This is a genomic window from Pseudomonas sp. ABa2 (genome assembly GCF_056676075.1).
In genome coordinates this window covers 1491752-1504075 of sequence record NZ_CM155239.1, presented here as the reverse complement: position 1 = coordinate 1504075, position 12324 = coordinate 1491752, and the positions used below count along the sequence as shown (strand labels likewise).

The 12324-nt window shown below is 67.0% G+C and carries 18 protein-coding genes and 1 pseudogene; 3 read left to right on the top strand and 16 right to left on the bottom strand.

Annotated elements, in window-relative coordinates; all coding sequences use genetic code 11:
* Positions 1-44: 44 nt before the first annotated feature.
* On the top strand, positions 45-818 hold the full coding sequence (locus AC1G9C_RS07325; RefSeq protein WP_480409858.1) for a glutathione S-transferase family protein: 774 nt from the start codon (positions 45-47) through the stop codon (positions 816-818).
* A gap of 633 nt (positions 819-1451) precedes the next feature.
* A complete protein-coding gene (locus tag AC1G9C_RS07320) occupies positions 1452-2147 on the top strand; it encodes an SOS response-associated peptidase (protein WP_480409857.1) in 696 nt (231 codons plus the stop codon).
* 7 nt (positions 2148-2154) lie between these two features.
* On the opposite strand, the gene AC1G9C_RS07315 is transcribed toward AC1G9C_RS07320, so the two are convergent.
* The 5 genes and pseudogenes from AC1G9C_RS07315 to AC1G9C_RS07295 all read right to left on the bottom strand — a co-directional run bounded on the left by AC1G9C_RS07315 (position 2155) and on the right by AC1G9C_RS07295 (position 4264).
* Positions 2155-2421: a hypothetical protein gene (locus AC1G9C_RS07315; RefSeq protein ID WP_480409856.1), complete on the bottom strand. Its 267-nt coding sequence runs from the start codon at positions 2419-2421 to the stop codon at positions 2155-2157.
* 161 nt (positions 2422-2582) lie between these two features.
* The gene (locus AC1G9C_RS07310; protein ID WP_480409855.1) at positions 2583-3014 is read right to left on the bottom strand and encodes a hypothetical protein; all 432 of its coding nucleotides are present in this window, start codon (positions 3012-3014) and stop codon (positions 2583-2585) included.
* Positions 3015-3142: 128 nt separating this feature from the next.
* Positions 3143-3334, bottom strand: a pseudogene (locus AC1G9C_RS07305) (hypothetical protein); the annotation flags it as partial.
* On the bottom strand, positions 3258-3728 hold the full coding sequence (locus AC1G9C_RS07300; protein ID WP_480409854.1) for a hypothetical protein: 471 nt from the start codon (positions 3726-3728) through the stop codon (positions 3258-3260). The pseudogene AC1G9C_RS07305 and the gene AC1G9C_RS07300, both read right to left, overlap by 77 nt.
* Positions 3725-4264 carry a hypothetical protein gene (locus AC1G9C_RS07295; RefSeq protein WP_480409853.1) on the bottom strand — a complete coding sequence of 180 codons (540 nt, stop codon included), beginning with the start codon at positions 4262-4264 and terminating at the stop codon, positions 3725-3727. Before AC1G9C_RS07295 ends, AC1G9C_RS07300 begins: the two co-directional genes overlap by 4 nt.
* Before the next feature lie 86 nt (positions 4265-4350).
* Between AC1G9C_RS07295 and AC1G9C_RS07290 the strand changes: the two genes are divergently transcribed.
* A complete protein-coding gene (locus AC1G9C_RS07290) occupies positions 4351-4554 on the top strand; it encodes a carbon storage regulator (protein WP_480409852.1) in 204 nt (67 codons plus the stop codon).
* On the opposite strand, the gene AC1G9C_RS07285 is transcribed toward AC1G9C_RS07290, so the two are convergent.
* From AC1G9C_RS07285 to AC1G9C_RS07235, 11 genes are read right to left on the bottom strand one after another with little or no spacing between them, the layout of a single operon-like run.
* On the bottom strand, positions 4551-4835 hold the full coding sequence (locus AC1G9C_RS07285) for a hypothetical protein (RefSeq protein ID WP_480409851.1): 285 nt from the start codon (positions 4833-4835) through the stop codon (positions 4551-4553). The genes AC1G9C_RS07290 and AC1G9C_RS07285 overlap by 4 nt on opposite strands.
* On the bottom strand, positions 4835-5542 hold the full coding sequence (locus tag AC1G9C_RS07280; protein WP_480409850.1) for a hypothetical protein: 708 nt from the start codon (positions 5540-5542) through the stop codon (positions 4835-4837). Before AC1G9C_RS07280 ends, AC1G9C_RS07285 begins: the two co-directional genes overlap by 1 nt.
* Complete coding sequence (locus tag AC1G9C_RS07275; protein WP_480409849.1) at positions 5535-5741, bottom strand: hypothetical protein; 207 nt, start codon at positions 5739-5741, stop codon at positions 5535-5537. Before AC1G9C_RS07275 ends, AC1G9C_RS07280 begins: the two co-directional genes overlap by 8 nt.
* Entirely contained in the window at positions 5741-6259 is a 519-nt protein-coding gene (locus tag AC1G9C_RS07270; RefSeq protein WP_480409848.1) for a hypothetical protein, read from the bottom strand. Before AC1G9C_RS07270 ends, AC1G9C_RS07275 begins: the two co-directional genes overlap by 1 nt.
* A gap of 5 nt (positions 6260-6264) precedes the next feature.
* The gene (locus AC1G9C_RS07265) at positions 6265-6771 is read right to left on the bottom strand and encodes a hypothetical protein (RefSeq protein ID WP_480409847.1); all 507 of its coding nucleotides are present in this window, start codon (positions 6769-6771) and stop codon (positions 6265-6267) included.
* A complete protein-coding gene (locus AC1G9C_RS07260; RefSeq protein WP_480409846.1) occupies positions 6761-7336 on the bottom strand; it encodes a hypothetical protein in 576 nt (191 codons plus the stop codon). Before AC1G9C_RS07260 ends, AC1G9C_RS07265 begins: the two co-directional genes overlap by 11 nt.
* A 9-nt stretch (positions 7337-7345) precedes the next feature.
* The gene (locus AC1G9C_RS07255; RefSeq protein WP_480409845.1) at positions 7346-7912 is read right to left on the bottom strand and encodes a hypothetical protein; all 567 of its coding nucleotides are present in this window, start codon (positions 7910-7912) and stop codon (positions 7346-7348) included.
* A gap of 12 nt (positions 7913-7924) precedes the next feature.
* Positions 7925-8398, bottom strand: coding sequence for a hypothetical protein (locus tag AC1G9C_RS07250; RefSeq protein WP_480409844.1), 474 nt, complete (start codon positions 8396-8398; stop codon positions 7925-7927).
* Positions 8399-8410: 12 nt separating this feature from the next.
* Entirely contained in the window at positions 8411-10153 is a 1743-nt protein-coding gene (locus AC1G9C_RS07245; protein ID WP_480409843.1) for a hypothetical protein, read from the bottom strand.
* The gene (locus AC1G9C_RS07240) at positions 10143-10559 is read right to left on the bottom strand and encodes a hypothetical protein (protein ID WP_480409842.1); all 417 of its coding nucleotides are present in this window, start codon (positions 10557-10559) and stop codon (positions 10143-10145) included. The genes AC1G9C_RS07245 and AC1G9C_RS07240 overlap by 11 nt, the downstream gene beginning before the upstream one ends.
* Positions 10559-12322, bottom strand: coding sequence for a hypothetical protein (locus AC1G9C_RS07235; RefSeq protein WP_480409841.1), 1764 nt, complete (start codon positions 12320-12322; stop codon positions 10559-10561). The genes AC1G9C_RS07240 and AC1G9C_RS07235 overlap by 1 nt, the downstream gene beginning before the upstream one ends.
* Between the last annotated feature and the right edge of the window lie 2 nt (positions 12323-12324).

Genomic DNA, 12324 nt, shown 5'->3' with positions numbered 1-12324 from the left:
GCGCTTTGCCCCTACACTCGGCGGCTCACTTGCAAGGAGCCGCCATGCGCACCCTCTACCAGTTCCCCATTTCCCACTACTGCGAGAAGACCCGCTGGCACCTGGAGCACAAGGGCCTCGACTACCGGGTCGACAACCTCTTCCCCGGCCTGCACCGGCTCAAGAGCCAGCGCCTGGCCGGCATCGCCACCCTGCCCATCCTGCAGGACGGCGAACGCACCATCGGCGACTCCACCGCCATCGCCCTGTATCTGGAAGAGCGCTACCCCGAGCACGCCCTGCTGCCAAACGACGCCGAACAACGTCGCCAGGTGCTGGAGCTGGAAGAAGGCTTCGACCGCCTCGGCGTGCACGTGCGCCGCTGGCTGTACGGACAGATTCGCCAGTGGGACTCGGTGATGCACGCCATGCTCAAGGTCTACCGCCCGCTGCTGGGTCTGCGCGACCTGATGAAGCCGGTGCTGATCAACGGCGTACAGAAGCTCTACGGCGTAACGCCCGAGCGCGTGGCCAAGTCCCAGGCCGAACTGCTCGCCGGGCTCGACCTGATCGAACGCCTGACCGACGGCGACCCAGCGCGCTACCTGGTGGGCGAGCGCCTGAGCCTGGCCGATGTCGCCGCCGCGGCGCTGTTCGCCCCGCTGTTTACCCCAGCCGGCACGCCCTGGGCCGACATCGCCGGCCACAACGCCGAGACCCAGACCCTGCTCGACCAACTGCACGCCCGCCCCGCCGGCCAGTGGGTGCTGCAACGCTATGCCCGGGACCGCCACCGCGACGCCCAACAAAATAATGGCAAAGCGCCAGTTATCGCCTAGGCTAAGCAACAGATACGACTAAGGGCGGGGATGGAGAGACGGCACGGACGCCTTTTATTCGACGGCCAACGCAACGCGCGCCGCAGCAAAACAACAAAGCCCTCCGAGCGAGGGCTTTGTCTTGTTCGTGCGCAGGCTGCGCACGACGGGAAAATCGAGTACCGAGCTAACGAAGTGTATGGGGTCGGCATCCTGCCTGTTGGCCACTTCGTTAGCCCGGTGACCGGAGAGTAGTGCAGACAGTGGCACTGTGCCAACCCTCGGTTGCGCGGTTTGTTTCACAGAAACGCGCAGGCTGACGAATCAGGGCTAGGCGCTGAAAAGCAAAAACCCCTGAGGCTGAAAGCTTCAGGGGTTTTTTATATGGCGGGAAGATAGGGATTTGAACCCTAGGTGCCATTGCTGACACAACGGATTTCGAATCCGTTTACAGGCCACTCATAGCGCACCCGCCATCACGCGAGCCCAGTAAAATAGGCGCCTCTATCAATCCGCATGCATCATGATGCAGCGCTGTTTGGGGGAGCTATTCCCCCATAATTCCCCCACGCCCCGCCTCGCCCGTCCTGGGTACCTTTAAACACCCCCACAACACACCTATCCTTCAGGCTTCCACCGACCTCGGAGCAAGCCATGTGTGGCCGCTACGTCTCCCCCGATGATCGAGCCATTGAGCAGTACTGGCACATCGGCGCGCGCAACTCCGGGCAGTGGATCAGGCGCTACAACGTTGCGCCGAGCACTCAGGTGCCGCTGCTGCGCCTGAACGATGATGGCGAACTGGAGCTGGACGGCGCCCGCTGGGGGCTGATTCCAACCTGGTGGAAGAAGCCGGTTCCGCCGACCTTCAGCTTCAATGCGCGCAGCGAAGAGGCCGCCAGCAAGCCGATGTGGCGCCAGGCGATCCGAGCGCAGCGCTGCATCATGCCGGCCCTGGGCTGGTATGAGTGGAATGAGCACCAGCAGGTGCGCAACCGCGCCGGCCGGCTGGTGAACCAGCCCTACTACCACCACGCAACCGACAACGGCATGCTCGCCATCGCCGGCTTGTGGTCATCCTGGGCCGGCCCGGAGGGTCAGCAGGTGCTGTCCTGCGCGCTACTGACGCGCGATGCTGCCGGCCCGGTGGCGACCATCCACCACCGCATGCCCGTCATCCTGGCGCCCGAGCAGTTCGACCTATGGCTGTCGCCCAGCACCAGCAGCGAGCAAGTGCACAGCGCTATCGCCCTCAGCCGCGAGGACTTCGACGCCTACGCGGTCACGACCGATGTCGGCAACAATCGCAACGATTACCCGGAGCTGCTGCAGCCGATTGAAGTGGCGTGATTCACCCTCAGCTGTCTGACTCGTAAGCCGCGACGCCCTCGCCGAACGGTATCCACTCAGCCTCTGGCGCCGATGCCTCCCGGCAGATGAATAGTTCAACGGCCTTACCCGCTGCAGGCTCGGCCGGCTTGATACGCGCCAGACGGTGCGTCTTCACGCCCAGGGTGTAAGAGCTTTCCGCACGGTGGAAATCCCACACCCCCCAGCCACCCGCCTCGCTAAGCTTGCGTTCTAGCTTGATCGGCCGCTTGCCGTTCACTCGGATCACCAGCACGCCACTACCCCTGCGAGGAAGAAAGACCGCAGTCTACCTCAGCCCATGCCGCAGCGTACCTCTCTATCCAAACCGGCACCTGCCGGGCGTAACCCAGCAACTCAGCTTCACCACCGGAGAGCCCGAGGCTTCAAAGCAAACGATGCGTCGTAGTTAGCCAACTAACCACATAACTCTTCAAGAATTACTTTCTCGGTCACTCCAAGGTACCTTCTGAGAAAACCTCGAACATCTGCTGGCAGGGCATAAGATATACCCATTGACTTAGTAGACTTATAGGTTTCCCCAGCAGCAAAAATCCCCAAGTTACCCATCACAGAAGAACAATACTTACAACATGGCTTAGCCGTACATTCAATCGTGACCGTATAGTTGGCAAAAGACGCCACATCCCATTGAATCGCTTTTAAGAATTGATACAGCGCATCAATTTCTGCGTGCCCGTGTCCATTATTCGTAGACCCATAGTACGTGATAGTAACTTGCGTAGCGTTATTGGTTGCCTGCAGCTCAGCATCACACCTCTGCTCTCCGTCCGAGAAGTTTCTCACTTCTGCAACAAACGCATCCCAACCATCTTTGAATATCCCCATCATCTGCTCCCTGCTTTACGCTATTTAGCCGCCCTAAACGACACCTCAGCCTAGTAGAGCGACTGCGAGCAAACCACGGGGATCAATCACTAATCCGACAAGCTGCTAGAACCTTACCGGCGGCCCCCTTAAGGCGGGACGCTTGCTGCCCGCTGCTTCGCCTGCCGCTCGATGCACGCCAGCACCTGACCGGCACAGCTCAGCAGCTCGGCCTCGGTGGCTTCCAGCGCGCGGCGCCAGTCGTCATTGATTACCAGCGGTGGCCTGGCCGGCAGGCGGCACGGCACCAGGCTGCACTCCAGCCGGGGCGGTGTAGGCGGCGGGGTCGGTGGTTTCGGGGCGCTGGTAGAGCAGGCCGAGAGCAGCAGGCACAGCAGCAGCGAGATAGTCGGCAACAGCCTGGTCATTGCGTTTGAGCTCCTCGAGGGCGGCCGCACTGGCGGCCTGGTTGCGGGTGATGGCCTGGCCGAGCTGCTGCATGCGGCGCTCGATGTCGGCGAGTTCGCCCAGGGTCTGCTGCTGGGCGGCGAGCACGCCGGCCTGCAGCTCCACCATGGCCTCTGCTTCGGCCTTCTCGCGCTCGGCACCGTCGGCGCGCTGCGCCTGGATGGCGATGCGCGGGGCCAGGCCCCACCAAACGGCGCCGCCGGCCAGAACCATGAGCAGCACCACGCCGGCGGCCTTGGCGGCCAGCCGGTACTGGGCCGGGATCATGCCGCCACCTGCAGCGCTTCCAGCACGCGCGCGTAGTTTGCGCCCCACTTCTGCCGCAGCTTGCGCCGCTCCGGCGGCGTGCCGCGCTCGTAGGCGCCGGGGCGCCAGGTGCGCAGGTAGCACTGCCAGGCGGCCTCGACGTCGCCCACGGCAGGCAGCGGCAGCGGGTCTGTCCAGAACAGCAGCCGGGCGAACACGGCGTCGATCACGTCCACCTGGCCGGGCAGCGCGGCGAACACCCCGTCAACGGTCGGCTCGATACCCAAGGCGCGGCAGGCGGCCACGGCTGCAGCGCGGCTGGCGTGGTGGCGCAGGACACCGGCCACGCCGCCACCGCGCTCGAACTGCCAGATGCCGCGGGCCGGCCCGCATTTGCCGGGGCGAATGGGCAGCTGGCACTGCTCGCGGTTCGGCGCCTCCTGCAGATGCGCGGTGAGCATGAGCAGGTCGACCTGCAGGCGCCGCTGGCTCATCTTCGCCGGCAGCAGCGCCAGCGCAGGCGTGATGGCCTGCTCGCGGATCTCGAGTAGGGTCATGGGTGCTCCAGAAATGAAAATGCCCGCACAGCGGCGGGCATGGTCTAGGATGGTTTGGGAACTACTACTGCAGGGAGGCAGGCAACATGGCACTGACACTTACACGACGCCCCGGCGAGCGGCTGCTTCTGCGGCTAGAGCCGGACGTGACGCCCGAGGAGCTGCAGGAGCTCATCAGCCACGGCATCATGATCGAGGTCGGTGATTTCAATGGCGCTCAGGTCAAAGTCAACATCAGCGCCCCACGAGTTGTATCCATCCTGCGCACCGAGCTGCTGCGCGAGCTCTAGTTCGGCAACTGCACCGGCCCATCCGGCACATCGAGCAGCGGCTCGGGGTACAGCACCGCATCGGATGCCTCGCCCCAGTAAGGCAGCAGCAAGGTCACGCTAGTTTCTGTAGCGGAGACGACGAAGTCAGGCCGCGGGTCTTCATCACCGAGAGCAGCCAAGGCCTCAAGGGCATGGGTGTGGCCATTGATAATTACAGCGCCGCCTAATACAGCCAGGGTGTAGACCGAAGATACCGAGCGCGGAGCGCTCGGGGATATCGGCGCAAAATAGATGTCCATTAGTACCACCTGGCGGATATGAGTATTCGTAGAGCAACAGCAGAAATCGTCGAAGAGGCGGAAAGAACTTGGAGAGTCACGCTGGAACTTCCTATGCTCGCTGTGAGCACCCAGGCGTATTGCCCCTGGTCTTGGCCACTGCCGCCCGCTGCGCCGCTACCAGCTATCGCCGTTGCTGGCAAACTGATGCTTTTCTGGTGCCTATACAGCCCTGCTGCTGCGGCCCCGTACACTGACGATGACCAGCCTGTGCCGTCGTCATGCAGAATGACAAAGTTGAGAGTCCCATCCGCCATACGGACGTAGCTACCACTCGCGTTTATCCCCCGCTCTATCTCTCGCCCAACGACAAACCGATCACCCACCGCATCGTAGGTAATCGTCGTATCCACATCCGTGCGGATATACCCCGCCGGCAGCGCGGCGCCCGTCACTGTGACGGCCGTTTTCGCGCCCAGACCTGCGACGTTGATCGTCGTAGCGCCAGTGTTGGCGGCGCTGGACCGGAAGCGGAACTGCTGGCCGGCGCGGTAGGCGCTGGGCTTGCCGAGGCCGTGCTGCAGGGTGAGGGTCAGCGCGTTGGCCGTGCCGCCCACCGTGCAATACGGCGCCACCACCCACCACTCGCCGTCGCCGTCGGCGAGCTCGCGCAACTCCCCCAGCCCGCCGCCGGCCGCCACCAGCTTCAACGGTTTCACATCAGCCATTGAGCACCACCTGGATGGTCAGTGACCCGCCGCTGGACTGGTAGGCCGTGAGCGAGTAGTCGAGGTTAAGGGCCAGCTTCAGCAGCGCGCCATCGGCCTGGTAGGCGGGCAGGTACGCCGGCAAGCCGAGCAGAGTGTCGCCGGCAGGCAACTGCCGGCGGCGGCCATCCACCGACACAATCGGCCTACGCGCTGCCATCACAGCACCACGTAGCCGTCGTCATCAGTCACCAGTTCGGTGGCCGACTTCGCCACGCCCAGGTACTGGCTGACCTTGTTGGCATTGCCGGCGTCGGTCTCGTCTAGCGGCGTGCCGATCACACCGCCGGCGGTGCCGAGCCAATAGCGGCCGCCGATGGTCAGGCCGGTCAGCTGCGCGTTGGTGCCGTCCAGCGGGTAGACGGTGGCGGTGGTGGCCGCGGTGAACTCCTCGAGCACGAAGCCATCGGCCTGGCGGCCGTTACTGTTGTCGGCCAGGCGCGCGGAGAACACGCCGCCGTCGTTGTGGTAGTTGACGAACTTGCCGGCGCCGAGCGTCTCGCTGGCCACCGCCTGGGTGGTGTCGGCGCCGATGCCGACGGGCATCACGCTCTCGTCGAGGCGGCCGTCATCGCCCAGGGCGACGATGTTGCCGGCATTGCCGGCACCAGCCGACACCACGGTGGCGAGGATCTGGCGGGTGCGGCCCGCAACGCGGGCGAGAAAACCTTGAGCCATGGGGGTTACTCCAGTTCGATGGGGGGTTGCAGGTTGAGCAGCAGCCGGGTGGCGGATACCGCCGCGCCGATCAGCACGTCGTAGCCGTCCGCCGGCGGGGTTTGCGTGAGCGCACCGGCGGCGCCGAGCCACACGGGGCCGGGCTGCCAGGTCCAGGCGCTGTCATCGAGGGGGCCGAGGACCTGCACGTTGATCGACGCGCCGACCTGGGCGGCAGTGAGGGTGATGCCCGAGAGCAGGTCGATGTGTTCACCGTCCCGGTAATCCAGCGCGAACACCTGGCCATCCAGTTCGTACACCGCGCGCAGCGCACTGAGGGTCTCGCCGGCCTGGCGCTCCACCGCGGCGCCGCCGGCCGGGCCGGGGCTGCCCTGGCGCCCTGGCGGGCCCTGCTCGCCTATCGTGGTGCCGTGCACCTCGGGCTGCTGCAGCACCACCAGGTACTCGCGCTCCACCTCGCCGGTCTGCAGGTCGGGTAGCTCCAGCACGGCAACGTAGGGTTCAGCATCCATCGCGGCACCGCGCCGGCGCCGGGCCGCCTTCGTAGTAGCGGGTCACCGTGCCGTCGCTGAACGTCACGTCCAGGGTGTAGCGCCAGTCGCCGGTGAGCAGCGCGGTCTGCTCCGGTGTGAGTTCGCGGGTGATGGTGCCCGGCGATGGGCTGGCCAGGCCGGCGCCGAGGGTGAGCTGCAGCAGCTGCTGGCCGACGCGGGTAAAGCGCATGGCCAGCGTGGCGCCGGCGAGATCCACCGGCAGGTTGTACGCCAGCTCGCCGCCGTTGGGCGCGAGGCCGGCGCCGGACAGCTGGTTGATTTCCAGGGCGTCGGCATCGAGGCGCTTGGCGCGCCAGGGCAGCGCCTTGCCCGGCTCGCGGTTCAGCGCGGGCATGCCCACCACGCCGCGCACCCACACCGGCCAGTCGCCGGCCAGGCCGTGCTCAACGGTGAGGCGCACCCCGCTCGACGTGCCGGCGATAGTGGTGATCGGCAGATAGACGAATGCCGGCTGCATGAGCCGCACGGTGTCGCGGTAGGTGGTGCCCGGGGTGATGGGCAGGTTTTCGCAGGCCGGCTGCATGGCGGCTCCTTACACGTAGCTGTTGGAGTTCGGCGCCTGGTACGCCTTCAGCTCGAAGGTCAGTAGCGCGGAGGCGCCAGCGATATCGAACGCGAGCAACGCCAGGCGAAATGGCGTGGCGGACTCGACATAGAAGCCGGCGCCGCCCAGGGTCAGGCCGGCGGTGTGCGTCATGCCGTCATCAAGCACAGTCACCTCCAGCGGTTTGTCCAGCGCAGTGAAATCCAGGCGCAGCTGCGTGCCCTCCGTTTCATTCACCCCCACGGTGAACGCCAGACCGTGCGGCTGAGCGGTGTATGCAGGCATGGTCAGGGTCAGCTCACCCAGGGCCGCCTCGGTCCAGTCGGTGACCTGCACGGCGCGGGCGCTGCGCGGCAGGGCCTCGGTGGTCGGCTCGGTTACCGTGTAGGCCTGCGCAGGCGCGGGGCCGGCGGCCTGCACCCAGTGCTCTGGCGAGCTGTCGCCGGCCGCGAGGTACAGCGCGCCCAGGGCGGTGTCCACGTAATGCGCATGAATGCTGGGCGGCGCGCTGGTCGGCGGCGTGGTGCCTGTCAGGGTGTGGGTCACGTTGGGCATGGATTACTCCAGTCAGATGAGGTAGTTGCCGGCCTGGTCGACCAGCGGGTTATTGGCGACGTCCACCAGCGCACCCTCCGGCAGGGCGCCAGACTCCAGCGCCGTCACGCGCGCGGTCACGTCTTCCATGTCCACTTGCAGGCTCTCAATCGCCGCCTGCTGCGCGACCAGGGTCAGCTGCTGGGTATTGAGCGCGGTCAGCAGTTCGGCCAGCTGTTGTTGCAGGCCGTGGAGGAAGCCGGCCGTCACCGACAGGTACATGACACTGCCGTCTGGCCAGTCCTGGTCGGTGGTACCCTCGCGGCCGCGGGTGAGCGTGGCGGTGCCGCTGGCCACCACCGCCTGGACGATCTCCCAGCGGGTGGCGGCGTTCAGGCTGTCGGCCAGGGTCAACAGGTAGGTGCCGTTGGCCAGGGCTACGTCCAGCGTGGTTACGCCGGGTGCGAGCAGCACGGGCTCCCACCAGTTGTTGGCGAAGTTCTGCATAGGCTCTCCGGGCTAGGCCCATGAAAATTGGCGGGTGGGGTCGCAGCGCGCTACCTGGCCGGTGACCGGGTTGTAGGCGCCAGACAGGAACACATCGCGCTGCGCGCCCGCCCAACCGCCGGGATAGCTGTAGCTGCCGGCATCCACGCCACCTGGCGTGAGCGCCGGGCCGGCAGTCAGGGTGGTGAAGTCGGCACCGGTGGCGCTGCGCTGGACGATGCAGGCCATGTGATTGCTCAGCGGCCAGATGGTCGACTCACGCGCCAGGTGATTGCTCTCCGGGTAGGCGTGCAGCAGGGTGCCGGCCGCGGTGGAGGTCAGCAGGCCCTGGCCGCGCAGCGACGGCGCGTCCTGGTAGACACGCCGCTGCAGGATCGCCGTGTCAGCCGGCAGCTCGATGCTGGCCACCTCGTTGCCGTTGATGCTGAACACATGGGTGTAAGGCTCAGACTCCAGCGTCTCGCTCAGCTCGGGGATGCGGTGGTGCTTGTAGAGCCGCGACCAGTTCGTCACGCCCTCGTAGTTGCGCTCGTCCACCAGCCCCCCGCCGTAGCCGTAGATGGCGTGGCGGATCTGCATACGCGAGCGCTCGTGCTCATCGAAAATCACATAGCTGTCGAGGTCGGATATCACCTCCACATCGCAGGACTGCCCGTCCTCGGCCAGCGAGTAGCGCCACTCCAGGTAGCTGCGGCCATGGTTGGTATGGCTGCGCACCAGGTCGCGCTCGTAGCTGTACTCGGCATCGTAGTGCGCCGTTTCCACCGCCCCGGCGGCGTTGTAGCGGGCGCACAGCAGGCCGCCCTGGATGCTGTAGGTGCGGTGGCGGTTATCGACCCGGTCGAACAGGAAACCCGATGGCCCCAGGCTGGTCTCCACCATGCCGCCGGGGGCGTCCTCGATGTAGCTGCCGGAGCAGGTAGGCCAGCCGACGCGGGTGTCGGTGATGGTCGGCGCCGGCCACTCCAGCAGGTTGCCGTTGACCTCGGCGCCGCCGGCGACGATGGTGCGCGTGCCCAGCGCGGCGGCACGGTCGAGCAGCACGTTGACGCTGGGGCTGAGCGCACTCCATTCCGGGTCGAACCCCACCACCAACTCCAGCAGGCCGATCAGCATGGGTGGGCGCTCCGGGTAGAAGGCACTGGCCACGTTGCCTGAGCCCCGCCCGGTGATGCCGAACAGCACTCGATCACCGCGCCCATCGAGCACCCGCCCGCCGTACTGCAGAATGCTGCTGCCCAGCACCGCCTGGCTGACCGTGGACGACGAGGAGAACAGCTCGATGGCGGGCTGCCCTGCCCCCTGGCCGCAATCCTCCAGCGGGAAATCCCAGGCGAAGGGCAGGCCCGCGGCGAATGTTTCCAGCGTGTAGACGCGCCCGGAAAACCGCAGCAGGCCGCCCACCGATATGCACTGCAGGTTGAGCCAGCACACCACGCGCTGCTCGCCACCCACCAGGGCGCAGATCGGGAAGCCGGGGATGGCGAAGCCCGGTGCACTGGCACCATTGAGCGAGTCGGTCAGCGACCACCGCAGAATGGCCTGCGACCACAGCTCGCCGCCCATCGCCGCCACCTCGGCTGGGGTTTCAATCGGCGGCCGGCCGATATCGAACAGGGTGGTGCACACGCCGCCATAGATGCGGTTGAACGGCACCTCCTGCTGCGGGTGGTGCAGGCCTTCTACGCTGTCGACCAGGCCGTGCCAGGGCCAGCCCCAGGCGACGATCTTGTCGTCATGCACCTCACGGAACATCGGCGAATCTCCTCTCCTCCTGCGTGCCCTCGGCGTCCTCCATTACCAGCACGTTGACGCGCTGGATCAGCAGCGGCACCAGGCCGTCGGCCGTCCACACCACACGTTGCGGGTGGTAGGTGCGCGACACCTCCTCGACAGGGCTCACCAGCCCGCCACCGCCGCCCAGCGCCGGCGCCCGCCAGCTGCCCACGCCCATGGTCGCCGGCACTCCGCCGCGGCGTTCCAGGCGCGGCAACTGGGCGCTCTTGCGCGGCGTGGTTTCCAGGGCGTTGAGGTCGTCCTTGATGCCGCGGCGGGTGTTCACCAGCTGCTGGCCGAGGGCCTGGCGCTCGGCCGGGCCGCTGGCGCGGCGGCTGGCGGCCATGCCTTCGGCGATGGCGCGGCGTTCGTCAGCGAGGGCCATCAGATGAACTCCAGCAGGTCATTGGGCACCGCCACGCGGTAGGTGGCGGTCTGGGTCAGTTCCAGTTCGTCGGTGTAGAACTCGTCGATTTCCGGCGCCCGCAAGCGGAAGTCCCGCGGGTAGGTCTCCGCGCCGGGGAACGGCACGTCGTAGTTGCCGCTGAACCCCTGCAGGGTGTCGTCGAACGGCGGCGAGTCAGGCCGGCCGCCGAGCTGCGTGGGCAAGGTGAACTCCGGCTGCGGGTCCGGCACCGGCGGGCCCTCGGGCAATGCCGGCGCCGCGGGCACGGTGATCGCGTCGGTCACCTCGCCGCCGCCCTGGCTCACGCCAAGGGCGATGGTGGTGATGGCCGTTTGCGCGTCGATGCTGAGCTCGTTCAGCAGCACCCACACCGGCGCCTCGCAGCGGCACAGCTGGTCCTCCACCCGCACGGTGTGCGCCAGGGTCACCCCCATGGCGTCGCTGGTGGGTACCTGGAAGCTCAGCCGGTTGCCCCGGTGGGCCGCCAGCACCTGCACGCGGGCCATGGCCACGGCGCAGGTCAGTGCCTGCTGCCAGCGCCCATGCTCGCGCAGCTCCACTACCCAGTCGCCGTTGGGGTCGTTGACGGCATCCGGCGCCAGGCCGGCCCAGGTGCCCTCGCCCCAGGTGGCGGCGCGCTCCTGCTCGGAGCTGTCCACGGCCACGCGATCGCGGCGCAGCACCTCACCCGCCGCGGCAATGCTGCCGGGCGCCTCGATACGCAGGGTGTAGGTCTCGGTCACGGCCTGCACCCAGCGCCGCGCGGCCGTCCAGGTGGCGCCCAGCAGCAGGTCGGCGTAGTTGTTCACCCACACGAACTGCGGGTCGCAGAACTGCCCGGTGTTGGTGCCGTCGGTGCTGCTCAGCGGCAGCCGGTACCACAGCGGCGCGAGCAGCGCGCCGTAGCCTGCGCTGCTGTTGGCCTCCTCGATCATGGGAATGTCCGGCAGTTCGCCGGCCTCCACATGCCAGGCGCAGAACCCGCCGATGCCCGTGAGGCCGCTCAGGTTCGGGTGCTCCCAGTTGTGGTTGGCGCGGCGCTCGCGCAGCAGCGGGTAGCGCAGCAGCGCCTCGACCTCTACCACGTTCACACGCTCCGGCAGGTCGACCGGACTCCAGGCCAGGCTGCGGTCCAGGGTCACCCCCTCGCCGTAAACGAACGCCGGCGCGGTGGCCGCCCAGGGCGATACCACCAGGGTGCCCGCGGCGGTGCGGTTGAGGCTGGCGGCGCGGGTGCTGAGGCGCTCCTGCGCGTAGTCCCAGCGGCTGCGGCCTACTGGATCTTCGAACAGGTCGGCGCTCCAGTAACCGCCAGTCAGGGCATCGACCTGCGCCACGCTCAGCGCCTCGACGGCATCCTGCAGGCGGTCGCTGCACTCGAACGCCACGGTGCGGTCTACCGGCTCGAAGCTCGGGCGAATCACCCAGCCGCTGAACAGCAGGTACTCCACCCACGCGCCGTCGCGCCATTCCAGATAATGCAGGGTCACGGCCTGGCCAGTGTAGGCCAGCGGGTTGACGGCGCCGGGGTCGAGCAGGATGGACCAATCGGCCAGCGCGGCGGCGCCGCGCTCCTCCTCCACGCGCACAGTGCCCACCAGCAGGTGGCTCACGTTCGCCCCGCCGAGCATCGCCCGCACATCCCACAGAATGCTCTGCCGCGGCACCACCTCCACCGGCGGCGCCGCGCCAGGCAGCGCGCTGTTGACGGGGGCGCCGTTGATCAGCAGTGCGTTGATCATCG

What these genes read in the sequence shown, in the direction of transcription:
- AC1G9C_RS07325 (WP_480409858.1), top strand. Translation starts at nt 45, where the DNA reads ATGCGCACCCTCTACCAGTTCCCCATTTCCCACTACTGCGAGAAGACC.
- AC1G9C_RS07320 (WP_480409857.1), top strand. Translation starts at nt 1,452, where the DNA reads ATGTGTGGCCGCTACGTCTCCCCCGATGATCGAGCCATTGAGCAGTAC.
- AC1G9C_RS07310 (WP_480409855.1), bottom strand. Translation starts at nt 3,014, where the DNA reads ATGGGGATATTCAAAGATGGTTGGGATGCGTTTGTTGCAGAAGTGAGA.
- AC1G9C_RS07300 (WP_480409854.1), bottom strand. Translation starts at nt 3,728, where the DNA reads ATGATCCCGGCCCAGTACCGGCTGGCCGCCAAGGCCGCCGGCGTGGTG.
- AC1G9C_RS07295 (WP_480409853.1), bottom strand. Translation starts at nt 4,264, where the DNA reads ATGACCCTACTCGAGATCCGCGAGCAGGCCATCACGCCTGCGCTGGCG.
- AC1G9C_RS07290 (WP_480409852.1), top strand. Translation starts at nt 4,351, where the DNA reads ATGGCACTGACACTTACACGACGCCCCGGCGAGCGGCTGCTTCTGCGG.
- AC1G9C_RS07285 (WP_480409851.1), bottom strand. Translation starts at nt 4,835, where the DNA reads ATGGACATCTATTTTGCGCCGATATCCCCGAGCGCTCCGCGCTCGGTA.
- AC1G9C_RS07280 (WP_480409850.1), bottom strand. Translation starts at nt 5,542, where the DNA reads ATGGCTGATGTGAAACCGTTGAAGCTGGTGGCGGCCGGCGGCGGGCTG.
- AC1G9C_RS07275 (WP_480409849.1), bottom strand. Translation starts at nt 5,741, where the DNA reads ATGGCAGCGCGTAGGCCGATTGTGTCGGTGGATGGCCGCCGCCGGCAG.
- AC1G9C_RS07270 (WP_480409848.1), bottom strand. Translation starts at nt 6,259, where the DNA reads ATGGCTCAAGGTTTTCTCGCCCGCGTTGCGGGCCGCACCCGCCAGATC.
- AC1G9C_RS07265 (WP_480409847.1), bottom strand. Translation starts at nt 6,771, where the DNA reads ATGGATGCTGAACCCTACGTTGCCGTGCTGGAGCTACCCGACCTGCAG.
- AC1G9C_RS07260 (WP_480409846.1), bottom strand. Translation starts at nt 7,336, where the DNA reads ATGCAGCCGGCCTGCGAAAACCTGCCCATCACCCCGGGCACCACCTAC.
- AC1G9C_RS07255 (WP_480409845.1), bottom strand. Translation starts at nt 7,912, where the DNA reads ATGCCCAACGTGACCCACACCCTGACAGGCACCACGCCGCCGACCAGC.
- AC1G9C_RS07250 (WP_480409844.1), bottom strand. Translation starts at nt 8,398, where the DNA reads ATGCAGAACTTCGCCAACAACTGGTGGGAGCCCGTGCTGCTCGCACCC.
- AC1G9C_RS07245 (WP_480409843.1), bottom strand. Translation starts at nt 10,153, where the DNA reads ATGTTCCGTGAGGTGCATGACGACAAGATCGTCGCCTGGGGCTGGCCC.
- AC1G9C_RS07240 (WP_480409842.1), bottom strand. Translation starts at nt 10,559, where the DNA reads ATGGCCCTCGCTGACGAACGCCGCGCCATCGCCGAAGGCATGGCCGCC.
- AC1G9C_RS07235 (WP_480409841.1), bottom strand. Translation starts at nt 12,322, where the DNA reads ATGATCAACGCACTGCTGATCAACGGCGCCCCCGTCAACAGCGCGCTG.